27 protein-coding genes and 1 tRNA gene are annotated in these 25,237 nt (G+C 66.5%); 15 read left to right on the top strand and 13 right to left on the bottom strand.

From position 1 onward, the window contains the following. Nucleotides 1–51: 51 nt before the first annotated feature. From A6F65_RS11075 to A6F65_RS11035, 9 genes are all read left to right on the top strand, one after another. Nucleotides 52–1,845, top strand: a complete 1,794-nt coding sequence (locus A6F65_RS11075; RefSeq protein ID WP_067788719.1) for an SPOR domain-containing protein — start codon at nucleotides 52–54, stop codon at nucleotides 1,843–1,845. Nucleotides 1,846–1,983: 138 nt separating this feature from the next. After that, nucleotides 1,984–2,490 carry a type III secretion system chaperone family protein gene (locus A6F65_RS11070; protein ID WP_067788716.1) on the top strand — a complete coding sequence of 169 codons (507 nt, stop codon included), beginning with the start codon at nucleotides 1,984–1,986 and terminating at the stop codon, nucleotides 2,488–2,490. Beyond that, entirely contained in the window at nucleotides 2,487–3,317 is an 831-nt protein-coding gene (proC, locus tag A6F65_RS11065; protein WP_335645323.1) for a pyrroline-5-carboxylate reductase, read from the top strand. The genes A6F65_RS11070 and proC overlap by 4 nt, the downstream gene beginning before the upstream one ends. Before the next feature lie 118 nt (nucleotides 3,318–3,435). Next, the gene (locus A6F65_RS11060; protein WP_067788712.1) at nucleotides 3,436–4,215 is read left to right on the top strand and encodes a Bax inhibitor-1/YccA family protein; all 780 of its coding nucleotides are present in this window, start codon (nucleotides 3,436–3,438) and stop codon (nucleotides 4,213–4,215) included. A 148-nt stretch (nucleotides 4,216–4,363) separates the two neighbouring features. After that, entirely contained in the window at nucleotides 4,364–5,326 is a 963-nt protein-coding gene (locus A6F65_RS11055) for a hypothetical protein (RefSeq protein ID WP_157093127.1), read from the top strand. A gap of 112 nt (nucleotides 5,327–5,438) precedes the next feature. Next, nucleotides 5,439–6,512: an Obg family GTPase CgtA gene (cgtA, locus tag A6F65_RS11050; RefSeq protein ID WP_067788707.1), complete on the top strand. Its 1,074-nt coding sequence runs from the start codon at nucleotides 5,439–5,441 to the stop codon at nucleotides 6,510–6,512. A gap of 77 nt (nucleotides 6,513–6,589) precedes the next feature. Then, nucleotides 6,590–7,723, top strand: a complete 1,134-nt coding sequence (gene proB, locus A6F65_RS11045) for a glutamate 5-kinase (protein ID WP_067788705.1) — start codon at nucleotides 6,590–6,592, stop codon at nucleotides 7,721–7,723. After that, a complete protein-coding gene (locus A6F65_RS11040) occupies nucleotides 7,720–8,646 on the top strand; it encodes an NAD-dependent epimerase/dehydratase family protein (RefSeq protein WP_067788703.1) in 927 nt (308 codons plus the stop codon). Before proB ends, A6F65_RS11040 begins: the two co-directional genes overlap by 4 nt. 26 nt (nucleotides 8,647–8,672) lie before the next feature. After that, nucleotides 8,673–9,323 (top strand): hypothetical protein, encoded by a 651-nt coding sequence (locus tag A6F65_RS11035; protein WP_067788701.1) that lies wholly within the window; start codon nucleotides 8,673–8,675, stop codon nucleotides 9,321–9,323. Here A6F65_RS11035 and A6F65_RS11030 read toward each other — a convergent pair. The 9 genes from A6F65_RS11030 to A6F65_RS10990 form a co-directional block, all read right to left on the bottom strand. Continuing rightward, entirely contained in the window at nucleotides 9,320–10,069 is a 750-nt protein-coding gene (locus A6F65_RS11030; RefSeq protein WP_067788699.1) for a phosphoadenylyl-sulfate reductase, read from the bottom strand. The two genes, A6F65_RS11035 and A6F65_RS11030, sit on opposite strands and share 4 nt — an antisense overlap. After that, nucleotides 10,062–10,538 carry a DUF934 domain-containing protein gene (locus A6F65_RS11025; protein ID WP_067788697.1) on the bottom strand — a complete coding sequence of 159 codons (477 nt, stop codon included), beginning with the start codon at nucleotides 10,536–10,538 and terminating at the stop codon, nucleotides 10,062–10,064. Before A6F65_RS11025 ends, A6F65_RS11030 begins: the two co-directional genes overlap by 8 nt. Continuing rightward, nucleotides 10,531–12,171 (bottom strand): nitrite/sulfite reductase, encoded by a 1,641-nt coding sequence (locus A6F65_RS11020; protein ID WP_067788694.1) that lies wholly within the window; start codon nucleotides 12,169–12,171, stop codon nucleotides 10,531–10,533. The genes A6F65_RS11025 and A6F65_RS11020 overlap by 8 nt, the downstream gene beginning before the upstream one ends. Further along, nucleotides 12,171–12,470 carry a DUF2849 domain-containing protein gene (locus A6F65_RS11015; protein WP_067788692.1) on the bottom strand — a complete coding sequence of 100 codons (300 nt, stop codon included), beginning with the start codon at nucleotides 12,468–12,470 and terminating at the stop codon, nucleotides 12,171–12,173. The genes A6F65_RS11020 and A6F65_RS11015 overlap by 1 nt, the downstream gene beginning before the upstream one ends. Then, nucleotides 12,467–13,225 (bottom strand): uroporphyrinogen-III C-methyltransferase, encoded by a 759-nt coding sequence (gene cobA / locus A6F65_RS11010; RefSeq protein WP_067788689.1) that lies wholly within the window; start codon nucleotides 13,223–13,225, stop codon nucleotides 12,467–12,469. The genes A6F65_RS11015 and cobA overlap by 4 nt, the downstream gene beginning before the upstream one ends. Nucleotides 13,226–13,328: 103 nt before the next feature. After that, nucleotides 13,329–14,426 (bottom strand): mechanosensitive ion channel family protein, encoded by a 1,098-nt coding sequence (locus A6F65_RS11005; RefSeq protein ID WP_067790581.1) that lies wholly within the window; start codon nucleotides 14,424–14,426, stop codon nucleotides 13,329–13,331. A gap of 65 nt (nucleotides 14,427–14,491) precedes the next feature. Further along, nucleotides 14,492–15,742, bottom strand: coding sequence for a cystathionine beta-lyase (gene metC / locus A6F65_RS11000; RefSeq protein ID WP_083989482.1), 1,251 nt, complete (start codon nucleotides 15,740–15,742; stop codon nucleotides 14,492–14,494). Further along, nucleotides 15,694–16,539: a sulfurtransferase gene (locus A6F65_RS10995; RefSeq protein ID WP_067788684.1), complete on the bottom strand. Its 846-nt coding sequence runs from the start codon at nucleotides 16,537–16,539 to the stop codon at nucleotides 15,694–15,696. The genes metC and A6F65_RS10995 overlap by 49 nt, the downstream gene beginning before the upstream one ends. A 42-nt stretch (nucleotides 16,540–16,581) precedes the next feature. After that, entirely contained in the window at nucleotides 16,582–17,442 is an 861-nt protein-coding gene (locus A6F65_RS10990) for a hypothetical protein (RefSeq protein WP_067788681.1), read from the bottom strand. 43 nt (nucleotides 17,443–17,485) lie between these two features. Between A6F65_RS10990 and A6F65_RS10985 the strand changes: the two genes are divergently transcribed. From A6F65_RS10985 to A6F65_RS10975, 3 genes are all read left to right on the top strand, one after another. After that, nucleotides 17,486–17,806 (top strand): hypothetical protein, encoded by a 321-nt coding sequence (locus A6F65_RS10985; protein ID WP_067788678.1) that lies wholly within the window; start codon nucleotides 17,486–17,488, stop codon nucleotides 17,804–17,806. A 161-nt stretch (nucleotides 17,807–17,967) separates the two neighbouring features. Next, a complete protein-coding gene (gene queF, locus A6F65_RS10980; RefSeq protein ID WP_067790578.1) occupies nucleotides 17,968–18,432 on the top strand; it encodes a preQ(1) synthase in 465 nt (154 codons plus the stop codon). Nucleotides 18,433–18,460: 28 nt separating this feature from the next. Then, nucleotides 18,461–19,762 (top strand): UDP-glucose dehydrogenase family protein, encoded by a 1,302-nt coding sequence (locus A6F65_RS10975; RefSeq protein WP_067788677.1) that lies wholly within the window; start codon nucleotides 18,461–18,463, stop codon nucleotides 19,760–19,762. A 246-nt stretch (nucleotides 19,763–20,008) separates the two neighbouring features. Here A6F65_RS10975 and A6F65_RS10970 read toward each other — a convergent pair. From A6F65_RS10970 to A6F65_RS10960, 3 genes are all read right to left on the bottom strand, one after another. Next, nucleotides 20,009–20,084 (bottom strand) — tRNA-Thr (locus A6F65_RS10970). 30 nt (nucleotides 20,085–20,114) lie between these two features. Continuing rightward, nucleotides 20,115–21,002, bottom strand: a complete 888-nt coding sequence (locus A6F65_RS10965) for a hypothetical protein (protein WP_067788674.1) — start codon at nucleotides 21,000–21,002, stop codon at nucleotides 20,115–20,117. Continuing rightward, complete coding sequence (locus A6F65_RS10960; protein WP_067788672.1) at nucleotides 20,999–22,312, bottom strand: replication-associated recombination protein A; 1,314 nt, start codon at nucleotides 22,310–22,312, stop codon at nucleotides 20,999–21,001. Before A6F65_RS10960 ends, A6F65_RS10965 begins: the two co-directional genes overlap by 4 nt. Before the next feature lie 102 nt (nucleotides 22,313–22,414). Between A6F65_RS10960 and A6F65_RS10955 the strand changes: the two genes are divergently transcribed. Next, nucleotides 22,415–22,867 carry a hypothetical protein gene (locus tag A6F65_RS10955; RefSeq protein WP_067788670.1) on the top strand — a complete coding sequence of 151 codons (453 nt, stop codon included), beginning with the start codon at nucleotides 22,415–22,417 and terminating at the stop codon, nucleotides 22,865–22,867. A gap of 10 nt (nucleotides 22,868–22,877) precedes the next feature. Here A6F65_RS10955 and A6F65_RS10950 read toward each other — a convergent pair whose 3' ends face one another. Next, on the bottom strand, nucleotides 22,878–24,041 hold the full coding sequence (locus A6F65_RS10950) for a glycosyltransferase family 4 protein (protein ID WP_067788669.1): 1,164 nt from the start codon (nucleotides 24,039–24,041) through the stop codon (nucleotides 22,878–22,880). A 72-nt stretch (nucleotides 24,042–24,113) separates the two neighbouring features. On the opposite strand from A6F65_RS10950, the gene A6F65_RS10945 reads away from it, so the two are divergent. Then, the gene (locus A6F65_RS10945) at nucleotides 24,114–24,416 is read left to right on the top strand and encodes a metalloregulator ArsR/SmtB family transcription factor (protein ID WP_335645322.1); all 303 of its coding nucleotides are present in this window, start codon (nucleotides 24,114–24,116) and stop codon (nucleotides 24,414–24,416) included. Continuing rightward, entirely contained in the window at nucleotides 24,413–25,069 is a 657-nt protein-coding gene (locus A6F65_RS10940; protein ID WP_067788665.1) for an SdpI family protein, read from the top strand. Before A6F65_RS10945 ends, A6F65_RS10940 begins: the two co-directional genes overlap by 4 nt. Nucleotides 25,070–25,237 lie beyond the last annotated feature (168 nt).

Here is a 25,237-nt window from a genome sequence, read left to right as displayed (position 1 = left end):
TGCTCCGCGGCATTCGCCGCAGGTTCAGGACCGGGCGAGCAAGGTAAGATCATGCGTATCCTCGCCTCTTCAGGGCCACTGATCGCGCTTGGCGTGGTGGCGGCTGCAGCCTGTGTCCCGGTCTTGGCGCTGGCTCAGGTCAGCCGACCGGTCGTGCAGGCGCTGCCTTCCGAAGCGTCCCAGACACTCACCCGCGCGCTGAGAAACCTCGCGCGCAATCCGCGCAGCCTGCCCGACCTGGTCGATGCGGGCGAAGCGGCGCTGGAGCTGGAGGATGGCGAGGCGGCGCTGGGCTTCTTCCTGCGCGCCGAGGAAGTGCAGCCGGCCTATGGCAGGGCAACGGCAGGCCGCGCGGCTGCTCTGGTGCTGCTGGAACGCCCGGTGGAGGCGCTGTCCGCCTTCGCGCTGGCGCAGCAGAATGGCGCGGTGATGTCACGCTTCGACAAATGGCATGGCCTTGCGTGGGACCTGGTGGGCGATAACCAGCGGGCGCAGGGCTATTACCGCAGCGTGCTGGCGCGCGGGCCCGATGCGGTCGTCTCGCGCAGGTTGGCGCTCAGCCTCGCCATCTCGGGCCAGGCGGAGGAGATGGACGCTGTCCTGCTTCCGCTGCTGCAGGCGGGCGACATTGCGGCCTATCGCACGCGGGCCTTTGCGCTGGCCATCCTGGGCAAGACGGACGAGGCGGTCTCCATCTCTTCCACCATCCTGCCCGCGCGGATCGCCGCGCAGATCGAGCCTTACCTTCGCTACATGCCGCGCCTCACGCGCGCGCAGCAGGCCGCCGCCGCCAACCTTGGCAGTTTCCCTGCTGCGACCAGCATCGGCATCGATAGCCCTGAAATTGCAGCCTATTCCCGCGCCGCAGGCCCGGTGCAGGTGGCGCGCGCGGACAATTCCGGCGACCGGCTGACTCCGTCGGGACGGGCGCTGGGCCGTACGGACCGCGCAGAAGCTGAGCCGCCCCGGCGCGAGAGCCGCCGCGAACGCCGCGAGCGCGAGCGCCGCGAAAGGGAAAGCCGCGAAGCGGGCGGAGCGACCATCGGCGTGGTGCAGGCCCTGCCGCCCACGCCGCTCGCCACCGAACCAGAGCCGGAGCCTGTGCAGGTCGCAGAAGCCCCCGCTGCCGTTCCTCCGGCGTCCGCGTCCGCAGACGTGACCGCCGCGCCGCCGCGCACCGAGCTTCCGGCTGTCGCTGCAGCGCAGCCCGCCGTAACAACCGCCGTCGCCGGACCTCCGGTTGCCGAAGCGGAACCGGAGGCGGGCCCCGCTACCGCGCCGCAGTTCGACCCCGAACCGCAGCCCGTCGTCGTCGCGCGGATGGATCAACCCTCCACCGCCGCGAGCGCTACCACGACGGCGGGACCGTCTATCACGCTGGACCAGGTTCCGCCGCCTGCGCCCGTCGAACAGGCCAATCCGCCTGCGCCGCAGGGGCTGGCCGATGCGTTCTCCGACTTCTCGCTGCCAGCCGGCGAAAGCACCCGGCCTGCCACGGGCGCCGTGGACATCACGGCGATCGAACCGGCCCGCGAAACCCCGCCCCCTGCGCAAGCTGCGCCTGGTCCCCCGCCGAATCCCTCGCGCCACTGGGTGCAGGTCGCCACGGGGCGTGACGTGTCTGCCTTGCGGTTCGACTGGCGCCGCATTTCGCGCGGCTCCGGCGGCGCACTGGACGGCAAATCCGCCTTTACCGCGCCTTGGGGCCAGACCAACCGCCTGGTCACCGGCCCCTATGACAGCGCGGCGGACGCCAATGCTGCTGTGCGGGCACTGAAGGAAGAAGGCGTCGATGCCTTCCGCTTCACCAGCGCTGCGGGCGAGGCCGTAACCCCGCTCGACTGAGGCGGATCCACTGCTTTTCAACAGCCTGTGAACAGGGTTCGGAAGCTATCCACCGTTGACGTCATGGTGCCAATTGCGCCGCGAGTGTGTGCAGGGGCATGTCCGGCGCATGGGATCTACGAACACGGAAACGGGCGCATGGAACTGAAGCTGGACCGGAGGACGGCCGCCGAAGACACAGCGCCGCTGGACATGCTGGCACGCCTGTTCGACGCCCATGGCTGGCCCTGCGGTTTCGAGAACGACCAGGAGCTGGCCGGCGAGATCGAGGGAAGCTGGACGAAGTACCAGCTGCGATTCGTCTGGCGAGCGGAAGACCGCGTACTGCAATTGCTCTGCCTGCCGGAAATCCGCGTCCCCGATGCGAAACGCCGCGCGGCGTGCGAATTGCTGGCGATGGTCAACGAGCAGATGTGGCTGGGCCATTTCGACGTCTGGTCGCAGGGCGATATGGTCTTGTACCGCCACGGCCTGCTGCTGGGCGAGGACGGCACGCTGGACCTTGGCACGGCACAATTCGCGCTCGACCATGCGGTGTCCGAATGCGACCGCTTCTATCCCGCGTTTCAGTTCGTGCTGTGGGGCGACAAATCCCCCCGCGCGGCGCTGGATGCCGCCCTGGTGGACGCTGCCGGGGAAGCTTGAAGCTGGGAACCGAGGAATTGCCCATGCCGTACCAGAACATCCTCCTCGTCGGTTGCGGCAATATGGCCGGGGCCATGCTGGACGGCTGGATTGCCGCCGGTGTCCCCGCGCAGGCTTTCACAGTGGTCAATCGCAGCAGGCGGGACCTGCCGGACCGGGTGACGTACCTGCCTGCCATCCCCGAAAGCGGGGGTTTCGATGCCATCCAGATCGGCGTGAAGCCGCATATGCTGGACGATGTGGCGGCGCAGGTCGCGCGGCTGCAGGGCGGGGCGGTAATCCTGTCAATCCTGGCCGGAACGCAGCTGGACGTGCTTGAGGCGCGCTTTGCGGAGGCGCGCGCAGTGGTGCGGGTCATGCCCAACCTCGCGGTTTCCATCGGCAAATCCCCCATCGCGCTTGCGGCGGGGGACATTCCCGAAGCGGAGCGCGAGCGCGTGAAGGCTTTCATGGACCATCTCGGCACGCCGGAATGGGTCGATGAGAGCGAATACGATCTCGTGACCGCGCTGGCCGGATCCGGTCCGGCCTTCGTTTACCGTTTCATCGCCGCGCTGGCGGATGCCGGCGAGGAGCTGGGCCTGCCGCGCGAACAGGCGCAGCGCCTGTCCATCGCCATGGTGGAGGGCGCAGGGGCGCTCGCCGCCTCATCGCCGCACGATCCGGCGGAACTGGCCCGGCGCGTGGCGAGCCCGGGCGGGGTGACGCAGGCGGGTCTGGACGTGCTGGACAAGGATGGGCGGATACGCCGCATGCTGGTCGATACCCTGCGCGCTGCGCGCGACCGCAGCCTTGAAATGGCCGAGGAAGCCCGCGCAAGCGATTGATTTGCCGGGTTAACCATCCGCACCGGTTTTCCTTGAAAAATGGGCCCGCAAGCCCGATATTGTTTCGCAAGAACCGGCCCATTCCGTGGCTGGGCAATACGGAGTTTTGGGATCAGACATGGCTGACTGGAACGACAACCGGACCGATCGCGGCCTTGGCTCTACGCAGGGCTTCAACGGCGCATCCGTCCCCCGCACCGGCGAAGTGTTCGACGCAGGCCTGCGCTCGCACATGCTGAGCATTTACAACTACATGGCATCGGGCGTGCTGCTGACCGGCATCGTCGCGATGCTGACGGCCAACAGCGGCCTTGCGATGACGTTCGCATCCGGCCCGCTGATGTGGCTGGTCGCCCTGTCGCCGCTGGCGATCGTTTTCGCGATGAGCTTCGGTCGCAACCGCTTCTCCACCGGCACGCTGCAGCTGATGTATTGGGGCTTCGCGGTCCTGATGGGCCTGTCCCTGTCGACGATCTTCCTGGTTTACACCGGCGCAAGCATCGCGGTGACATTCTTCGCCACGGCCGGCGCCTTTGCGGGTCTCAGCCTGTGGGGTTACACCACGAAGAAGGACATCTCCGCCTGGGGCAGCTTCCTGATCATGGGCGTCATCGGCCTAATTATCGCCAGCGTCATTAACATGTTCGTGGGCTCCAGCTCGTTGATGTATGCCATCAGCTTCATCGGTGTGCTGATCTTCGCTGGCCTCACCGCCTACGACACACAGCGCCTGAAGAACGAGTATCTGGAAATGCAGGTGGCCAAGCGTCACAGCCCGGACATCGCCGCAGCCTATCCGGCTGGCAAGATGGTGATCATGGGCGCGCTGACGCTGTACCTCGATTTCATCAACATGTTCCTGTTCCTGCTGCGTTTCATGGGCGCTGCCCGCGAATAGTCGCACGCCGGAATCGGCTTATCGTGCCCGGGATGCCAAAGCGGCGTCCCGGGCATTTTCTTTGCGCGCTCGGTTCGCTAGGCTGTTCAGCGAGGATCAGGGTGCGGGCGGCTATGCCGGCATCGGACAAGAGGCGGACAGCATCGACATGACAGGTTTCAGCAGGACTTTTACGCGCCCGGCCATCGCGGCCATCGGACTGGTGGCTCTGGCAGCCTGCGCCACGCCTCCGCCGCCCCCGCCGCCGCCGCCGCCTGCTCCGACCCCCACGCCGACGCCGATCCCGCCGCGTCCCACGCCGCCCAACAGCGCGATGACGAACATGGATATCCCGCTGCGCAATGCCTACGGGCAGCGCCAGACGGTGAATGCGAACCTGACCACGGCGGAAACAGTCTGGAACCTGCGCAGCGGCATGAACGTGGCCGCACTCAACTGTCTCGATCCGGAATACGAGCCGATCCTGACCGCCTACACCAAATTCCTGGGCGATTTCAGCAAGGACCTGTCGCGCATCAACCGCGAGCTGGACGCGATGTACAAGGATCGCCACGGCAGCACGACGTACAAGCGCGAGCGCGATACGCAGCTGACGGGCGTGTACAACTATTTCGCCCTGCCGCCGGCCACGCGCTATTTCTGCGAAGCGGCACTGCAGGTTGCCAACAATTACCTCGCCCTGCCGCCGACCGAGCTGGAGCCCTATGCGCTTGAGACGCTGCCGGTGCTCGAGGGCGCGTTCGAGCGGTTTTACAGCGAATACGAGGCGTACCAAGCTGCCGTGCTCGACTGGGATGCGCGCTATGGCGAGCCGGTGTCCACCAGCGTCTATGCGCAGGATCCCGTGACCGGCGTTTCGGCCGATACCATGGGCGGCACGCCCCAGCCCGCCATCGACGCGCCGATCGTGGACAGCACGCCGCTGCCTGCGGGCACGACCTATGCTGCCCCGCCGGCGGACGAGCCGGTTGTGGTGCTGGGCGGGCAGGCAGGCGATGGCGCATCGGATATGGCGCCCGCAACGCCGCCTGCCGATCCCGCGCCGCAGGACCAGCCTGCCACCGTCTCGCGTCCCGTGGTGCAGGAATTGCCTTCCGACACCGAAGACTAGGTCAGGGGCGGCCCGGCATACGGGCCTGGGCCAGCCCGCGCGTAGCGGCGCTTCATCCACCCAAGCAAATGAGGGGATGAATTGCGCGGCGCATTCGGGCAAAGGGCCGGACATGCATTTTCTCGACCAGGCCAAGATTTTCGTCAGATCCGGCGCGGGCGGCCCAGGGGCCGTCAGCTTCCGCCGTGAGAAGTATATTGAATATGGCGGACCCGATGGCGGCAATGGCGGCAAGGGCGGCGATGTCGTGCTGGTGGCCGCGCACGGCCTCAACACGCTTATCGACTTCCGCTACGCCCAGCATTTCAAGGCAAAGCGCGGCGGCCACGGCATGGGCAAGGACCGTACCGGTGCAGGCGCAGACGACCTGGTGATCGAAGTCCCTGTGGGCACGCAGGTGCTGGACGAGGACAAGGAAACCGTCATCGCCGACTTCACGGAGGAGGGCCAGCGCGTCGTCCTGCTGGAAGGCGGCATGGGCGGACGCGGCAACGCCAGCTACAAAAGCTCCACCAACCGCGCTCCGCGCCAGCACCAGCCCGGTGAACCGCCGCAGGAGATGTGGATCTGGCTGCGGCTGAAGCTACTGGCGGACGTGGGGCTGGTTGGCCTGCCCAATGCGGGCAAGTCCACCTTCATCAACCAGGTTTCCAACGCCGGGGCCAAGGTGGGGGCCTACGCCTTCACCACGCTGATCCCGAAGCTGGGCGTGGTGCGCCACAAGGGCCGCGAATTCGTGATTGCGGATATTCCCGGCCTGATCGAAGGCGCGGCGGACGGAGCCGGCATCGGGGACCGCTTCCTGGGCCATATCGAGCGTTGCCGCGTGCTGGTGCACCTGATCGACATTGCCGGCAGCGACCCGGTGGAGGCGCTGCGCGTGGTCGAAGGCGAGCTGGCCGCTTATGGCGAGAAGGAAGCCGCCGGACTCGAGGTCAAGCCTCGCCTGGTGGCGCTGAACAAAATCGACCTTGCGGATGACGAGCTGGCCGAGGCCTTCGCCGACGAACTGAAGGCCGAAGGCGTGGAAGCCGTCTATCCCATATCCGGCGCGACCGGAGCCGGGGTGGAAGCCCTGATGGACGCCGTGCTGTCATACCTGCCAAACAGGACGCAGACGGAAAACCCCGGGCAGAATATTGCGCTGGGTGATGACGCGGAAGAGAAGCCGTGGTCCCCCATCTGATCGCGCCCGCAATCCCGCCCTGCATGATAGCACGCTGCACGGCAGCCCTGGCCAGCTGACCCGGCACGCTCGCGCGCATGGCTATCGAAACGCTCCCCGATTTCCTTTCCGCCGAGAAATGCGGGCGGCTGGTCATCAAGATCGGCAGCGCGCTGCTGATCGATGATGGCGGCGATGTGCGGTGCGAATGGCTGCGCAGCGTGATCACTGAAGTGAAGGCGGCGCGCGATCGCGGGCAGGATGTGGTCATCGTCAGCTCCGGCTCCATTGCGCTGGGCGCGGCACGGCTGGGCGTGAGCGGCGGCGGGCGGCGCACGCTGTCCGAAGCGCAGGCCTGCGCGGCCGTGGGGCAGATCGCGCTGGCGGGTGCCTGGGCGGAGCTGCTCTGGGAACAGGGCCTGGTCGCCGCGCAGATGCTCCTGACGCTGGACGATCTGGAGGAGCGCAGCCGCTATCTCAACATTTCCGCCACATTCTCGCGTCTGCTGGGCGAGGGCGTGGTCCCGGTGGTGAACGAGAACGACACCATCGCCACCGACGAAATCCGCTTCGGCGACAATGACCGGCTGGCTGCGCGCACGGCGCAAGCCTGTACCGCAGACGGCGTGATACTGCTGACCGATGTGGACGGCCTTTACGACCGCCATCCCGCGCAGCCCGGAGCCCAGCGCCTGCCGGAAGTGCGCGGCGTGACCGAGGAAATCCATCGCATGGCGGGCGGGGAAAGCGGCTCCGGCGTCGGCACGGGTGGCATGACGGCAAAGCTGCTGGCGGCAGAGCTGGCTGAGCGGGCCGGGATTGCGCTCTCCATCATGGACGGCACGCCGATGAACCCCATCGGTCGCACCATGGAGACAGGCGGGGGGACGCTGTTCCTGCCCAAGCGCGATGATTCCGGTCGCCGGGCATGGATTGGCGGGCGTTTGCGTTTCGCCGGCGCGCTGACGGTGGACGAGGGCTGTGTGCGCGCGCTGGAGGCGGGCAAGAGCCTGCTGGCGGCGGGCATTACCGGCGTCACGGGCCGGTTCGAGCGCGGCGATGTGCTGCCGATCCACGCGCCCGATGGCCGCATGGTCGCCAAGGGCATCGTCGAATACGGGCATGAGGAGGCCGCCGCGATCCTGGGCAAAAGCATCGAAGACCAGCAGGCAATCCTGGGCCATGCTCCGCGATCCTGCGTGGTTCACCGCGACCATCTGGTGCTGCTGTGAGCGCGCCTGTCCCGCTCGCCATCACCGGTGCGACCGGCTTCGTCGGGCAGGCGGTGCTGGACGAGGCGGCGGCGCGGGGGCTGCCAGTTCGCGCGCTGACCCGCCGCCCGCAGCAGCCGATGGCGAATGTCGAATGGGTGCAGGGCGGACTGGACGATGCCGCCGGCCTGCGCGCGTGCTGCGACGGCGTATCGGCCGTGCTGCATATCGCCGGCCTGACGAACACGCCCGATCCCGCTCAGTTCGAGCAGGCAAATGTCGCCGGTACGCAGGCCGTGATCGACGCGGCAAAAGGCGCGCGCGTGAAGCGTTTCGTGTTCGTCTCATCTCTCTCCGCACGCGAGCCGAAGCTGTCGGCCTATGGCGCGTCCAAGGCGCGGGCGGAGGCGCTGGTGCAGGCGAGCGGGCTGGACTGGACCACGGTGCGCCCACCCGGCGTATACGGCCCGCGCGATGTCGATTATTTCGAGATGTTTCGCAGCGCGAAGCTGGGCGTGGTCCCGCTGCCGCCGCGCGGGGCCAGCTCCATCATCCACGTCACGGACCTGGCGCGCCTGCTGCTGGACTTGGTCGATGCGCAGCCCGCCCTGGTGCGCAAGAAGCTGTTTGAGCCCGATGACGGCCGTACCGGTGGTTACGGGCATGACGAGCTCGCGCAGATGATTGGCCGCGCCGTGGGGCGGCGGCGGGTGTTCGCACCGCATCTGCCAGCGCGATTGCTAAAGGCGGGCGCACGGATCGACAGCTTGCTGCGCGGTGCAAAGGCGCGCCTGACAGCAGACCGCGCCAGCTACATGGCGCATCCCAACTGGGTATCCCGCAGCGACCGGGCGGTTCCGAAGCCCGTATGGCAGCCCGAAATCGGCGGCGAAGAGGGCATGCGCCGCACCGCCGCATGGTACCGGGAAGAGGGCTGGCTTTAGCGCGCCATCCGCCATAGGCTGCATCGATGGATTTCATGAAGATCATCAAGTCGCTGGAGCAGTTGCTCTACGAACTGATGGTCTGGCTGGTGTTCTATCCGCTCACCATGGCGCGTGCCATTTTCCATCCGCTCCGGTTGATGGATTATGCGGATGACGAGCTGGATGACGAGGATGAGGACAGGTATTCCGACACGCTGAGCCCGCCGATCTTCCTCGCCATCACGCTGGCGCTGATCCACGTTGTGGAGGTGGCCGAGGGCTGGAACCTGACCACCGAAGGCCTGCTGGCGGACGATCGCAACCTGATCGCCTTCCGGCTGGTGGCCTTCTCGCTATTCCCACTGATGCTCTCGCTGCGCATGCTGCGCGCGAAAGGCGTCGCGCTGGACCGCAAGACGCTGCGCATGCCCTTCTACGGCCAGTGCTTTATAGCCGGTCCTTTTGCGTTGGGGATCGACAGTGCGACACTGACCATCGCAGGCGGTCTGCATCTCGGCATCGCATGGCTGATCGTGATCGCGGTTACGGCCTGGTATCTCGCGGTTCAGACCCTCTGGTTACGCAGTGCACTGAGGGCCGGCTGGCTGCGATCTTTCGGCAATGCGGTGCGGGGCTTTGTTGAGGCGCTGGCGATCATCCTGATACTCAACGTACTGGTCGAGCTGCTCGGCTAGAGGAACGGTTCCTCGCCGGGCTTGTGGATGCCGCATTCGGTCTTGTCCCAGCCGCGCCAGCGCCCTGCGCGCGGGTCTTCGCCCGGCTTCACCGTACTGGTGCAGGGCGCGCAGCCGACAGACAGATATCCCTGCGCCTCCAGCGGGTGGCGCGGCAAATCGTGCTCCGCGAAATATGCGTCGAGGTCTTCCTTCACCCAGTCGCCCAGCGGATTGATCTTCAGCCTCCCGTCCTCGATTTCGAAGCGGGGCAGGTTTGCGCGCGTGCTGGACTGGAAGGCCTTGCGGCCCGAAATCCACGTGTCGAGCCCGGCCTTGGCGCGGGCGAGCGGTTCCACCTTGCGAATGTCACAGCAGCCATCGGGGTCGAAACTCCAGCGCAGGCCATTGGCATCCTTGGCCGCGATCACATCCGGATCGGGCTTGACGACGCTGGCGTTCAGCAGGCCAAAGCGGTCGAGCAGCGTGGCGCGGTATTCCAGCGTTTCGGGAAACATCTTCAGCGTGTCGACGAACACCACCGGCACCAGCGGATCAGCCTGCGCGGCGAGGTGCAGCAGCACGGCGCTTTCCGTGCCGAAGCTGGAGACGACGGCAACACGGCCCAGCTCCCCGCCCGGCAGCAGCTGGCCCAGCATGGTGGCCGCGTCCACACCCGCGAAGCGCGCATTCAGCGCGTCGGCATCGGCCTGCGTCCAGGCAGGCGCGGTGTCAATCCGGTCGATGGCGCGGGCCGGTTCAGCCATGTCGCAGCTTCCAGATCGGCACGGCGTTATCCGCTGCCGCCTGATAGGCGTGGGGAAAGCGGTCGAAGGCGGCCTTCACGTCGGCCTCGTCCAGCGGGCGTTCGGGCGCGAAGCTGTCGAAGCCGCAGCGGCGCATATAGGCGATCTGGTCCACCAGCACGTCCCCCACGGCGCGCAATTCGCCGGTGTAGCCTTCTTCGCGCAGCAGGCGGGCGGCGGAATAGCCGCGCCCGTCGCCGAAAACCGGGAAGTTTACCTCCACCAGCCGGATCCGGCCCAGATGGGGCAACAGGTCGCGCGCATCGTCGCCGGGCTCCACGCGCACGGCAGTGGCGTCGTCCTGCTCCAGGAAGGCGTCCACGGTCACCTGCGCATTGGGCGGCAGATCGTCTTCGCGGAAGCGCAGCTGCACCTCGTCGCGGCCTGTGCCGAGGCCGCCGCCAGCGGGGGAATTGGTCGGCTCAGCCATAAAGCGCCTCCTTGAACGGGGCCATGCCGAGGCGGCGATAGGTGTCGAGGAAGCGCTCCCCATCCTCCCGCTCGCGCATGTAGAGGTCGGTGACGGTTTCGATGGCATCGACCACGCCGTCCTCGTCGAAGCCGGGGCCGGTGATCTTGGCGAGGGAGACATCTTCCGCCTCGCTGCCGCCGAGCAGGAGCTGGTAATTCTCCACGCCTTTCCGGTCGACGCCAAGGATGCCGATATGGCCCGCATGGTGGTGCCCGCAGGCGTTGATGCAGCCGGAAATCTTCAGCTTCAGCTTGCCCAGTTCCTTCGCCTTGCCGCTTTCAGCAAAGCGCCGCGAGATCTTCTGCGCGACCGGGATGGAGCGGGCATTGGCCAGGCTGCAATAATCGAGGCCGGGGCAGGCGATGATGTCGTCGATCGCATCGAGGTTTGCCGTGGCAAGGCTCGCATCCTGCAGCTTTGCGAACAGCGCGGGCAGGTCCGCCTTGCGCACATGCGGCAGGACGATGTTCTGCGTGTGCATGACGCGCAATTCGTCGAAACCGTATTCCTTCGCGAGGTCAGCCATGACGTGCATCTGCTCCGCCGTCGCATCGCCGGGGATGCCGCCGACGGGTTTCAGCGAGATGACCGCGCTGACGAAGGCCGGGTTCTTGTGCTTGTGCGTGTTGGCGAGGATCCATTCGGCCAGCTCGCTGCCGGGCGATTCGGCCTGCGGGGCGTCGGCGGCGTTCGCAACCTCTTCCGGCAAGTCGAAGAACGGCTTGATACGTTCCAGTTCGGCCAGCGGCGGTTCCACGCCCTGCTCCAGCAGATGGGCGAATTCCGCCTCCACTTGCCGGGCATATTCCTCCGCTCCCATCTCATGGACGAGGATCTTGATGCGCGCCTTGTACTTGTTGTCGCGGCGGCCATGGCGGTTGTAGACGCGCAGGCACGCCTCGGAATAAGTCACCAGCTGGTCCAGCGGCACGAATTCGCGGATGCACGGCGCAATCATTGGCGTGCGGCCCATGCCCCCGCCGACATAGAATGCCGCGCCCAGATCGCCGCCGGGCCCGCGCACGATGTTGATGCCGATATCGTGCAGGCGCATGGCCGCGCGGTCCTGCTCGCTGGCGATGACCGCGATCTTGAATTTGCGCGGTAGATAGCTGAATTCCGGGTGGAAACTGGACCACTGGCGCAGCAGCTCCGCATACGGGCGCGGGTCCACCACCTCGTCCGCCGCAGCGCCCGCGAAATGGTCCGAACTGATGTTACGAATGCAGTTCCCGCTGGTCTGGATGGCGTGCATTTCCACCTTGGCGAGGTCGGCCAGGATGTCCGCTGCGTCCTCCAGCTTGATCCAGTTGTACTGGATGTTCTGCCGCGTGGTGAAGTGGCCGTAACCCCGGTCATACTTGTCCGCGATATCGGCCAGCGCGTGCATCTGGCGGCTGTCCAGCGTGCCATAGGGAATGGCCACGCGCAGCATGTAGGCATGCAGCTGCAAATAGAGCCCGTTCATCAGCCGCAGCGGCTTGAACTGGTCCTCGGACAGCTTGCCGGACAGGCGGCGCTCGCACTGGTCGCGGAATTCTGCGACGCGCGCGTCGACCATCGCCTGGTCGTAGGAATCGTATTTGTACATCAGATCACCCAGTCGAGCGCTTCGGGCTCGGACGGTTTGAGGGTCAGGTCGGGGCGGACGGTGGGGCCAAGCGCGCGCACGCGGTCCTTGATATGCGCCGGACGGATGCCGCCGCCCGCTTCGCGCTCCGCCTCAATGGCATAGGGCGCGTTGACGCGGCGGGCCGCTTCCTCGCGCGCCATGATGGCCGGGGCTTCCTCGCCTGCATCGGCGGCGTGTTCGACATGGAGAGACCAGCCCTGGCCGTCCCACCACACCACCGCTCCGCTCAGCAGGTCATTGCCGGTCAGGATCTTCATGCCGCCGCCTCCAGTGCGGTGCGGGCGAGCACCAAATCCTCGCGCGCCGTGACCTCGCCGATCACGATGAGCGCGGGGCTCTTCACGTTTTGGCGCGTCACGATGTCCTCCAGCGCAGCCAGCGGCCCGCGCAGCACGCGCATCTCCGGCCGCGTGGCATTCTCGATCACGGCAATCGGCATGTCGGGCGCCAGCCCGTCCGCCATCAGCTTCTCCGCAATTTTGGCGGAGGTCTTGACGCCCATGTAAATCACCAGCGTGCGGCCCACACCGGCAAGTCCGGACCAGTCCTGATCCGACAGCCCCTTGCACTGGCCGGCGACGAAGCTGACGATGCTGGCGGCATCGCGGTGGGTCAGGGCGATCTGCGCGGCGGCAGCGGCACCATTGGCGGCGCTGATGCCGGGTACCACTTCAACGCGCAAACCGGCGGCGCGGGCATCTTCCGCCTCCTCGCCGCCACGCCCGAATACGAAGGGATCGCCGCCTTTCAGCCGCACCACGTCCCGGCCCGCCAGCGCCTCGCGCACCAGCAGGGCGTTGATCTGGTCCTGCGGCAGGGTGTGGCGGGCGCGGCTCTTGGCCACGCTGACCAGCCGCGCAGAGGGCGGAGCGAGGTCCAGGATTTCCTGCGAAACCAGCCCGTCATGCACCAGCACGTCCGCACGTGAGACCAGCCGCGCGGCGCGCAGCGTCAGCAGGTCCGGATCGCCCGGCCCGGCGCCGACAAGGTATAATGTTCCCGTCTTTGTCATGCAGCGCAGATGCGCCGATGCCCGCTAGGCTGCCAGCGAGAATGCCTTGGCGATGCCCCTATATTCGCTTTTGAAAGCGCAACTACGCAGCGACCAAGATCGGCTAGCTTCCGGCTTTTTCGCCGCTTTCGCCGCCATCGCGCTCTTCCATGCGCTGGGAAATGGCGGCGATCAGCTGCTGCATCTGCTCGTTATCGCGCAGGTTCAGGTCGCGCTGCGGGAAGGGAATTTCGATGCCGTGCTCCTGGAACAGCCACCACAGCTTCTTCAGCACGTCTGAACGGACGTTGCCCACGCCCTCTTCCGGATCGACGATCCAGCAGTGGATCACGAAGTCGACCGAGCTGTCACCATAGCCGCTGAGCCATACCGTCGGTGCGGGCTTTTCCAGCACGCGCTTGCAGGCCTTGGCGGCCTCCAGCATCAGCTCTTCCGCCTTGGCGATATCGCAGTTGTAGCTGATGCCCACATTCACCTGCATGCGGACCTGCTTGCTGGAATAGGACCAGTTTTCGACCTGGTTGATCATCAGGTTTTCGTTGGGGATCAGGTATTCGCGCTGGTCCCGTGTGGTGACCGATACGGCGCGGATGCCAATCTTGCGGATCTGGCCAAAGGTCTCGTTACCCGCCAGGTCTGCCACCGCGATCACGTCGCCCGGCTTGATGGACCGGTCCATCAGCAGGATGATGCCGGAGATCAGGTTACCGAAGGTCTTCTGCAGGCCGAAACCGATGGCGAGGCCGAAGGCGCCGGAGAACACGGCAAGGGCTGTCAAGTCGATGCCCAGCACGTCGATGCCGATGAAGATCGCCAGCGCCCAGACGCCGATGGTGACCAGTTTTTCCGCCAGCAGGCGCTGCGTGGCGCTCAGCCGCGTGCTGCGGCGAAGAACGGTCTTGGCAACGGCTGTCAGGATGCGCGCGGCAACCAGCACCGCCATGACCACCAGAACCACCAGCAGGACGGTCCAGACGGAGAAGCGCGTGTCCGCGACGGTGAAGCCCCATGCGTCCAGCTGCTCGATGATGCCGCCGATCGTGGTGCTTTGCTCGGCCACCGCTTCCTTGATGGTGTTGGCGCCTTCCAGCCCGTCATCGATCGGCGTGGGTTCCGCGGATGGGTTGGTTCCGCCCACCAGAGCTTCTCCGGTCCCTTCCAACGCGTCCGAAGCAGCCGCAGGGTCGAGCTCTGCGGGCAGGGCGTCTGTCAGGGCGCTATTGTCCTGCGGGCTGGCGGCGGCGTCCGGCGATGGGCTTGCAGTGGTCATTCGTTATCCATGGCCGCGAAGGCCTGTTCGAGGTCCGCGATCAGGTCCGCCGCGTCTTCCAGCCCGATGGATAGGCGAATGCCCAGCCGGTTGTCACCATCCATGCCCGCGGGCGGCCAGCGCATCACCGTGCGCGCACGTGCCGCATCGAAGGGGATGGCAAGGCTTTCGAACCCGCCCCAGGAATATCCGATGCCGAACAGGCGCAGCGCATCGATCAGCCGCGCGCGGTGGGCTGGGGAGCGCCCCTCCAGCATGAAGCTGAACAGGCCGCAGCCGGACTTGAAATCACGCTGCCACAGCTCGTGTCCCGGCGCGCCCGGCAGCATGGGGCACAGCACCTCGGCCACCTCGGCGCGCCCCGCCAGCCACTGCGCGATTTCCAGCGCGGCACCTTCGCTCTGCTGCAGGCGGATTGGCAGTGTGCGCAGCCCGCGCGAGGCAAGCGCGGCATCGTCCGGCGAGACCACCTGTCCCAGCGCCAGATACGTCTCGCGCAGCTTGCCGAACCATTCCTCGCCCGCCGCGACGGAGCCCATCAGCAGGTCGGAATGGCCGCCGACATGCTTGGTCAGGCTCATGATCGAAATGTCGCACCCGCGCTCCAGCGCCGGGAAGCCCAGCGGGCTGGCCCAAGTGTTGTCGATCATGCTGGCCGCGCCCTTTTCGCGCGCGATCCGCGCCAGTTCGGGCACATCGCACACTTCCATGGTCAGGCTGCCGGGGCTTTCCAGCAAAACCGCCTTCGTGCGGTCGCAAAAGGCGGCTTCGTATGCCGGGATGTCGAGCGGGTCGAAGAAGCGTGTCTCAATGCCCAGCGGTGCCAGCAGGGTGCGGGCCATGGCGCGACTGGGTTGATAGACATTGTCGGTCATCAGCAGGACATCGCCCTGCCGCAGCACGCCCAGCAGCGCGCCCGCAATCGCCGCCACGCCGCTTGGGTACAGCAGCGTGCCATGCGCGCCGGGTTCCAGCTGCGTCAGCGCGTCGGCCAGCGCCCATTGCGTAGGTGAGCCGCGCCTTCCGTAATAGAAATGGCCGTCGCCATCGGGCCTGCCGCGCGCCAGATCCGCGCAATCGGCGTAGAGATGCGTGCTGCCGCGCCAGACCGGGGGACTGACGACCGCGCCGGTCCATTCCGCCCGCCGCCCGGAGGTGACGGCATCGGTCTTGGGCCGGTCTTCCTTTCGCCGCTCGCTCAACTGGCTGCTCCCGTGGCCTTGGGCGTATCGGGGTCCGCGCCCCATTCGCTCCAGCTGCCGTCATACAGCGCGGTATCGTCCTTGCCGAGCATGTGTGCGGCGAAGAGGACGACCGAAGCCGTAACCCCGCTGCCGCAGGTGGCGACCAGCGGGCGTTCAAGGTCGATCCCGGCATCGGCAAAGGCGGCGCGCAGTCCCGTCTCGTCCTTGAACGTATTGTCCGGATTGAACAGCAGCCCGTGCGGCAGGTTGCGCGAACCGGGGATATGGCCCTCCGCGACGCCGCCGCGAAAATCACCGCTTTCGCCGGTGAAGCGGGCCGCACCGCGAGCGTCCACCACCTGCTCCGCTCCGCTGGAGAGGTTGGCCAGCATGTCCTGCTTGCTGCGCACCGTTCCCGGACCGGGCGAGGGTGCGATGTCGCCAGTGGCGCTAGCTGCGGGGCCGGTCTCCACCGCGCGCCCCTCGGCCCGCCACTTCGCCAGTCCGCCGTCGAGCACGGCGACCTGCGTCATCCCGTGCATGCGCGCGATGAACCACGCGCGGGCGGAGGGGTGGATGTCGCTGTCGTCATAAAAGACCACGCGGCTCTGGTGCGTCACGCCCATGATCTGCATCCGCGCCGCGAAGGATGCGGCATCGGGCAGGGCGGAGGGCACATCGCTCGCTGGATCGGTGAAGCTCGCCATGTCCAGGAACCGCGCGCCGGGGATGTGCCCGGCCTCGAATTCCGGCCGCGCCTCGCGTCCTGCTGTGGGCAGGTGCATGCTGGCATCGATGACGGACAGGTCGGCTGCGCCAAGGTTGTCGGCCAGCCATTGCGTCGTGACGAGTGGTCCCATGACCCCAGCGATAACCGCTGCGGGCTGGCCCGTCGAGCCGCGTCAGAAACCGCGTGCCTGCAGGCCCCGGATGATGCGCGGACCCTGGTCGATCCGGACGGGGGCAACGCCGCCTTGCGGGCCCATGGCGCCAACTACGGCATTCAGCACCGCCACGTCCGCCCCGCAGCGCGCGGCGAAGCGTGCGAGCGGTATGAACAGCACGCTGCTGCCCTGCCGGATGGCGGCGATCTGGTTCAGCGGCAGGCGAATTTCGCCATTCACCTCCTTCGTTTCGCCCGGCGCGATGCCATCCAGCCGGTGGCGGATTTCCATCACGGTGAAGCCATCGGCCAGCTGGTCTGCCTGCGGGCGCGCGGCGTGGGCGGAGGTAAGATCTGCCTCGACCACCACATCGGTCATAGCCGTATCGCCGGTATTGGTCAGCTGCAGGCGGTAAGCCAGCGTTGCGGCCATCAGCGTCAGGCTGAGCGTGTGCGGGGCCAGGGTGACGCCGAGCGGGCCGGAAGCGCTGGTGGCAGCCGCGGCAGGCGCAGCAGGCGCAGCGGCAGCGGCTGGGGTGGTGGCAGTGGCCGCAGCAGGAAGCGGCGCGGCTTCCGGCGCGGGCGTCTCTGGCACGTCAGTCTTTGGCGTGACATTTGGCCGCACGATCTGCGGAACTGCCAGCGGGATCGCACCGACGCGTCTGCGCCGGACCAGCAGGATTGCGACCAAGGCAAGCACGCCCAGCGTCAGGGCTGCCAGCAGCCACAGCGACGCTATGCCGCCCGGGGCATCCGCGTCCAGCGATGTGTCAGGCGGGCTTGCCGGGGCGAGATCGAACGATGGCGTCGCTGCAATGCCAGCATCCGGTGACGGCTGGCCTTCCGGCCTGTCGGCTGGCGCCTCGCCGGTCGGTGGCAACGGGACTGGCCGTGCCTGCGGTGCCTGCTGTGCCGGCCGGCGGATGGTCGGCTCAGGCCGGGTCGCCGGCCGCGTGGCTGCCGGTGAAGGTGAAGGCGAACGCGTCTGGCGCGGTTCAGCGGTGGGCGAAGGTGCCGGGCTCGCTGCGCGTGTGGGCGAAGGCGAGGGCGTGGGCGATGGGCTGTTGCCTCCGGGCAGCGGAACCGTGGCGCGCGGCGCTTCGGGATCCACCGGTCCTTGCGCGGTGGGCGTTGGCGTGGGGGCGGGCGGCAGGCGGAAATCGGTGACCTGCGCAGCCGCTGGCGTGCTCGCCAGCATCAAGGCTGGCAGGGCCGCAGCAAGGGCAGTGAGGGAAATCGTGTAACGCATGATGTGTCCGGCTGGTGCGCTTGGCGCGCCGCGCTGAATAGCGACTGAATTGCTGCCTGCAAGCGGGGCGAGGCGCGCCGTGCACACTTCGCTGCGCATCGGTGCAAACCGGCAACGGGGTTGCCCATCGCCGTGGCCTGCGGCAACAGGCCTGCCATGTCAGGCAAAAGCGATAATGCCCCGCGCCAGCTGGGCCAGCAGACCCCGCTCCCAGGCTCCCCGGCGGAGGCGGAGCTGGATTACGTCCCCAATCCGCGCCCGGGCACGCAATATCTCATCCGCTTCGCCGCGCCGGAATTCACCAGCCTTTGCCCGGTGACCAGCCAGCCCGATTTCGCACATATCGTGATCGATTATGTGCCGGGCGAGACGATCGTGGAGTCCAAGAGCCTGAAGCTGTTCCTGGGCAGTTTCCGCAACCACAACGGCTTTCACGAGGACGTGACCGTGGGCATCGGGCAGCGGCTGTTCACCGAAATGCAACCCGAATGGCTCAGGATCGGTGGCTACTGGTATCCGCGCGGCGGCATCCCGATCGACATTTTCTGGCAAAGCGCTGCGCCGCCCGAAGGGCTGTGGCTGCCCGACCAGGGCGTGGCATCCTATCGCGGGCGCGGCTGACATTTAGGCATTACAGGGGAATTTTCGCATGCGTATCGTGATGATCGGCACCGGCTATGTCGGCCTGGTTTCGGGCACCTGCTTTGCCGATTTCGGCCATCACGTGACCTGCGTGGACAAGGACCAGTCCAAGATCGACGCGCTGCTGGACGGCCGCATCCCCATTTTCGAGCCGGGTTTGGACGAGCTGGTGGCCGCAAACGTCGCCTCGGGCCGGCTGGACTTCACGCTGGACCTCGCCAGCGTACTGCCGGAAGCGGACGCGGTCTTCATCGCGGTCGGCACGCCCAGCCGCCGCGGGGATGGCCATGCGGACCTGACTTATGTCCACGCCGCATCGCGCGAAATGGCGCCGCATCTGCGCGATGGCGCAGTGGTGGTCACCAAGTCCACCGTCCCCGTGGGTACGGGAGACGAAGTGGAGCGCACCATCCGCGAGACCTGCCCGGACCTGGAATTCTCCGTTGCATCCAACCCCGAATTCCTGCGCGAAGGCGCGGCGATCGACGACTTCAAGCGCCCCGACCGCGTGGTCATCGGCGTGAATGACGAACATGCCGAAGAAGTGCTGCAGGGCATCTATCGCCCGCTGACCCGCAATGAGAGCCCGATGCTGGTGATGAGCCGGCGCGGGGCGGAGCTGACGAAATACGCCGCCAACGCCTTCCTTGCGACCAAGATCGGCTTCATCAACGAGATTGCCGACCTGTGCGAGAAAGTGGGCGCAGACGTTCAGGACGTGGCCAAGGGCATCGGCCTCGACACGCGCATCGGCAGCCGCTTCCTGATGCCGGGGCCGGGCTATGGCGGCTCGTGCTTCCCCAAGGACACGCTGGCCCTTCTGAAGACCGGCGAGGATTTCGAGGCGCCGCTGCGCATCGTGGAAAGCGTCGTCGCCAGCAATGACAGCCGCAAGCGCAGCATGGGCCGCAAGGTCGTGCAGGCGCTGGGCGGGGACGGCTATGGCAAGACGGTTGCCGTGCTGGGCCTGACCTTCAAGGCCAATACCGATGACATGCGCGACAGTCCCGCCATCGCCGTGGTGCAGGCGCTGCAGGATGCCGGCGCAAAGGTGAAGGCCTACGATCCTGAAGGGATGGAACAGGCCAAGGCAGTCATCAACGACGTCACCTATTGCGAGAACGCCTATGAGGCGATGGACGGGGCCGATGCCGCCGTGATCGTGACCGAATGGGACGTATTCCGCGCACTCGACCTGAAGCGCGCGAAGGACCTGCTGAAGCAGCCGCTGCTGGTGGACCTGCGCAACCTCTACAGCCGCACCGAAGTGGAGCGCGAAGGCTTCACCTACGTGGCGGTGGGTAGGTAATTTCTGTTTCATGAGCCCGCCTCCGCGGGCTCGTCCTCCCGGCTGTTCCCTCCGCTTCGCTGCGGGGCCGGTCCGGGCGCGCGGTCGCGCTTGCGGTCGGCTGGTCGCCGACCGAGTCATTGTGAGTTGTGTGGCGATCTCGGCCCCAAGGGGCCGCAAGGGCGACTGCCCGTCCGCAGGTGCCCCGCAGCGAAGCGGAGGGATTAGCACCGGGGAGTTCGCGCGGAGGCGCGAACACAAATAGAATGGTGCCGGCTAGAGGATTCGAACCCCTGGCCCCCTGATTACAAATCAGGTGCTCTACCAACTGAGCTAAGCCGGCGATGGCCGTTCAGGCCCGCGCGCCTTTGGTTCAGATTGCGCCGAAAGTCCAGCCCTCGGTGCGGGCCACTTCGGGTGTGAGGGCGGGCGGTTGCCAGATGGCCGTGTCGTGCGCCACCGCGCGCAGCCATGCGGCTGTAAGCAGCGCGTCGGAGGAGTGATCGTCCACTGGACCTGTGCCGCCCAAGCCCTCGGAGCCGAGCTGCGCCAGCGCCGCGTCCAGCTGCTCGCGGTCCCTGATCTTGGAGGCGGACACGCCGCGCCCTGCGGCCATGGCGGCGATGGTGGTGTAGATTTCCACGATGGCGCTGCCGGTTTCGGGCAGCGGATCGATCGGCCACACGGGAAGCGTGCCAGCCAGCCGGTGCAGCACGCGCATGCCCGTGAGGCTGGACTTGCCTACCTGCGCCGCCCCGACCAGGTTGAAATTGCTGTAAGGCCGGCAGCCCATGGCGGCCTGAACCTGCTCGGCCACGCGGAACCGGCCGCGCCCGTGGAACGCGCCGTCGCAGCGGAAGCGGGCCCCCTCGCGCCCATTGTGGCGGCGATAGAAGGGCGCGATGTCGGGGTGGTCCACAAACGGTCCGCTGCCGAGGTGCGGTTCGCCTGCACATATCGCGTCGATTAGCGCCCAAAGCGATTTTGCGTCCGGCGGGCTGTCTTCCCAACCGGGAAAGAAAGCCCCGCAATCGGCAAACGGCAGCGCGATCCCAAGGTCCATGCCCACCAGCGTGTTGGCAGGCAGGTCGTCGCGCAGGATTGCCAGCACATCTTCACGAGACCAGCCGCGCTTCGGCGCATCGACCAGCACCGGTGGCCCGCCATCCGCATCGGCAATTGCGAGCGCAATCCCCTTATGCCGCGCGCCCTTCGCGCCGGACCAGTCTATCGCCAAAAAATGGTCGAAGCGGCGGCTCACTGGCGGTCGCTGCGAAGCTTGTCCCAATAGGCCAGCCGCTCGCGAACCTTGCGCTCGAAGCCGCGCTCGACCGGCTGGTAATAGGTCTGCGGCTCCATCTCGTCCGGCCAGTAATTGTCGCCGGAGAAGCCCTCGTCTGCGTCGTGGTCGTACGTGTAACCCTTGCCGTAGCCTACGTCCTTCATCAGCTTGGTCGGCGCGTTGACGATGTTCATCGGCGGCATCAGGCTGCCGGTTTCCTTCGCGCTGCGCCACGCGGCCTTCTGCGCCTTGTAGACGGCATTCGATTTGGGCGCGGTGGCGAGGTAAAGGCAGGCCTGCGCCAGGGCCAGCTCGCCTTCCGGGCTGCCGAGGAATTCATAGGCTTCGCGCGCCGCATTGCATTGCACCAGCGCGTTCGGGTCGGCGAGGCCGATATCCTCGACCGCCATGCGCACCAGCCGCCGGGCGAGGTAAAGTGGTTCTTCCCCAGCCGTAAGCATGCGCGCGAGGTAGTACAGCGCCGCCTGCGGGTCGGACCCGCGCACCGCCTTGTGGAGCGCGGAAATCAGGTTGTAATGCCCCTCGCGGTCCTTGTCGTAGACGGCGACACGGCGCTGCAGGAAGCTGCCGAGCTCTGCCGGGCCGAGCGGTTCGGGGATCCTGGCGTTATACAGCGTCTCTGCCTGGTTCAGCAGGAAGCGTCCGTCGCCATCGGCGCTGGCGACCAGCGCCTCGCGTGCTTCGGCGGTCAGGGGCAGGGGGCCCTCCAGCGCCTCCGCCCGGTTCAGCAGGCTGCCCAGCGCCTCGGCATCCAGCCGGTGCAGGATCATCACCTGCGCGCGGCTGAGCAGGGCGGCGTTGAGCTCGAAGCTGGGGTTTTCCGTCGTCGCGCCGACCAGCGTGACCGTGCCGCGTTCCACGAAGGGCAGGAAGCCGTCCTGCTGCGCGCGATTGAAGCGGTGGATTTCGTCCACGAACAGCAGCGTTCTCTGCCCGGCCTCGCGCGCTTTCTCGGCGGCGGCGAAGGCTTTCTTCAGGTCCGCCACGCCGGAAAAGACCGCGCTGATCGCGACATAGCGCATGCCCACGGCATCGGCGAGAAGGCGGGCGATGCTGGTCTTGCCGGTGCCCGGCGGGCCCCACAGCACCATGCTGGACAGCTTGCCCGCTGCAACCATGCGCCCGATCCCGCCATCCGGGCCCGTCAGGTGGTCCTGCCCGATGATGTCGCCGAGCGATTGCGGGCGCAGCCTGTCGGCCAGCGGCGCGTCTTCGCGTATCGGCTCCGGCTGGGCGGCGTGCGGATCATCCTGGAAAAGGTCGGCCATAGAGTGTCATCAGATAGGGCGCGGAGCCGGGGATTGCCAACCGGACCATATCGGGCTTAGCTTCCGGCCATCAGAGGGTCGCGGCTTCGAGGGGAGAGAAACATGGAAAACCGGACGAAAGCGCCCTGGCACCTGTGGGTGATTGGCATACTTGCGACGCTGTGGAATTCCGGCGGCGCCTACGACTACACGATGACGCAAACGCGCAATATGGACTACCTGCAGGCGGGTGCGGAGATGGCGGGCATCCCTGTCGAGACGATGGTCGATTATTACACCAATTTCCCGGTCTGGGCGGACGCGATGTGGGCTTTCGGCGTCTGGGGCGCATTGGCGGGATCGCTCTTGCTGCTCATTCGCAGCCGCTTTGCTTTCCACGCATTCGCGGTGGCGCTGATCGGCCTGATCGGTACGTCGATCCACACCTTCGGCGGCGGAATGCCTGCGGAGCTGAGCAGCGGCGCCAATTATGTGTTCACGGCGATCATCTTCATCGTGACGATTTTCCTGATCTGGTATGCCCGCCGCATGACGGCCAGGGGCGTGCTGCGATAGCGGGAGGAGGTCAGGCCGCGCGGGCCGACACCAGCTGCAGATAGGTGTCGGCCACGGCCTGATTGACCGGGTCCCAGTCCCACAAATGGCTGCGCTCCTCGCCCGCCTCGCCATGCGCGGCGCGTAGGGCCGGGTCGCGGATGTAGGCTTCCAGCGCATCGGCAAATCCGGCGGTGTCGTCCGGCTTCACCATGCGCCCCGTCACGCCGTCGATTACCAGGTGATTGCTGCCGGTTGTATCGACAGCCAGCACGGGCCGCGCGCAGGCCATGGCTTCCAGTGTGACATTGCTGAAGGCTTCCGTGATGGAGGCATTGAACAGCAGGTCCATGCTGGCGACCGCGCGTCCCAGGTCGGCGCCGGTCTGGAAACCGGCAAAGCGCGCTTCGGGCACGCGGGCGGCAAATTCGTCATGCGCGGGGCCTTCGCCCACCGCCAGCACCTTGTGCGGAACGCCGCGCTTGGCCAGCAGCTCGATCACCTCGGCAAAGCGGCCGAGGCCCTTTTCCAGCACCAGGCGGCCAAGGAAGCCGATGGCGATTTCGTCATCGGCGATGCCCAGCTCTCGCCGCCAGGCCATGTCGCGGCGTCCTGGGTTGAAGATGGTGCGGTCAACGCCGCGCTCCCAGATGCGGATATCGTCGTTGAAGCCCTGCTGCAGGTAATCCTGCCGGATGACCTCGGTAGGCGAAAGCACCGCATCGCATCTGCCGTAGAACCGGCGCAGCATGGCCCGGATCGCGGGCTCTATGAAGCCGAGCTTGTAGTAACGCGGATAGGTATCGAAGCGCGTATGGACGCTGGCGACCACTGGGATGGAGCGCTTGCGCGCCCACTTCAGCGCCGCGTGCCCTGACGGGTCCGGGCTGGACAGGTGCAGCAGATTGGGCGCGAAGGCTTCCAGGTCGCGGCGCGCTTCGTCATTCAGGCCCAGCGGCATGCGGTATTCCCCGCGGCCCATTGGCATCTTGGTGTTGGGCACATCCACCAGGTCGCCGGTGGGCGGGAAGGCCGGGTCATCCACTACAGGCGAATAGACGCGCACCGCGCAGCCTTGCCGCAGCAGGTAATCCACCAGCCGGTTCAGCGCCTGGTTCGCGCCGTCTCTCACGTAATTGTAATTGCCACTGAACAGGGCGACGCGGAGATCTTCGATGCGCTCGGGCTTGTCCATTACCGGCCCCTTAAGCGATGCGCTTTCGAAATGCGAGGGTTGATCAATGTTGCTATTTAGCCTAATGCCTAAATGGCTATGACGAGTGTTTTCGATGCCCTGTCCCACCCGATCCGGCGCGAGGTGCTGGAACTGCTGAAAGGCGGCGGCAAGACGGCTGGCGAATTGGCCGATCATTTCCCGGTCAGCAAGCCGACCATGTCCGGCCACTTTGCCAAGCTTAAGGCGGCGAACCTGATCCTTGGCGAAAGCCGCGGCGGGAATGTCATTTACACGCTGAACCTCACCACGCTGGAGGAGGCCGTCATGGGTTTCATGGGCCGGATGGGCGTTGGTGCGACCGATCCACAAGACGATGAAGGAGCCGGGCAATGAAGACCCGCAAGTTCGTGTTCGTGTCCCTGCTTCTGGCCGCGGCCATGGCGGTGTTTGCCTTCGTGACAGATGTGCGCCTACCGGATGGCACGCTGTTGCCGACGCATTGGAATGCCAGCGGGGAGGCCGATGCCTTCTCTCCGGCGCTTCACGCCCTGCTGTTCCCGGTCGGGATGGTGCTGTTCGTCACGGCGGTTTTCTGGGCGATCCCGCGGATCGAGCCCTTGCAGGAAAAGCTGGAGCAGTCCGCGCCGATCCTGCGCGCGACATGGACCGGGATGCTCGCAATCGCGTTGCTGATCCAGTTCGTGATCGGTGCACCGGCCTATGGTTTCGAGCCGCCGATCAACCTTATCGGGATCGGCGTCGGCCTGCTGCTGATCCTGCTGGGCAATGCCCTGCCGAAGAGCCGCCCGGGCTTCTTTGTCGGGATACGCACGCCCTGGGCCATACTGGACACCGATAACTGGATTGCCACGCACCGGCTGGGCGGGAAGCTGATGATACTGGCGGGGGTGGTCATCATCGCTGCGGCGCTGCTGCCGATATCGCCCGGCCTTCGCGCAGTGCTGTTCGTGGGCTCAGTCCTCACTGCGGCATTGTTGCCATTTATCTACTCTTGGTGGCTGTGGCAGCGGAAAAAATCCGCCTGACGCGGGAGTTATGCCGCACGCCGAGCGTGTGACATCCTTGCAACATAAGCGGCAGTAGCTGCGATTAACCTCACATAACGCGATTGAGTCGGCGCAAACTCGGCCCTATCAGCTTGCGTTCGTGGTTGCTGGTGTAACCGGATATCCCGAAAACAGGGGCCGGCACCG

This window comes from Paraurantiacibacter namhicola (assembly GCF_001687545.1).
Lineage (GTDB): Bacteria > Pseudomonadota > Alphaproteobacteria > Sphingomonadales > Sphingomonadaceae > Paraurantiacibacter > Paraurantiacibacter namhicola.
This window is presented reverse-complemented; position numbering and strand designations above follow the sequence as displayed.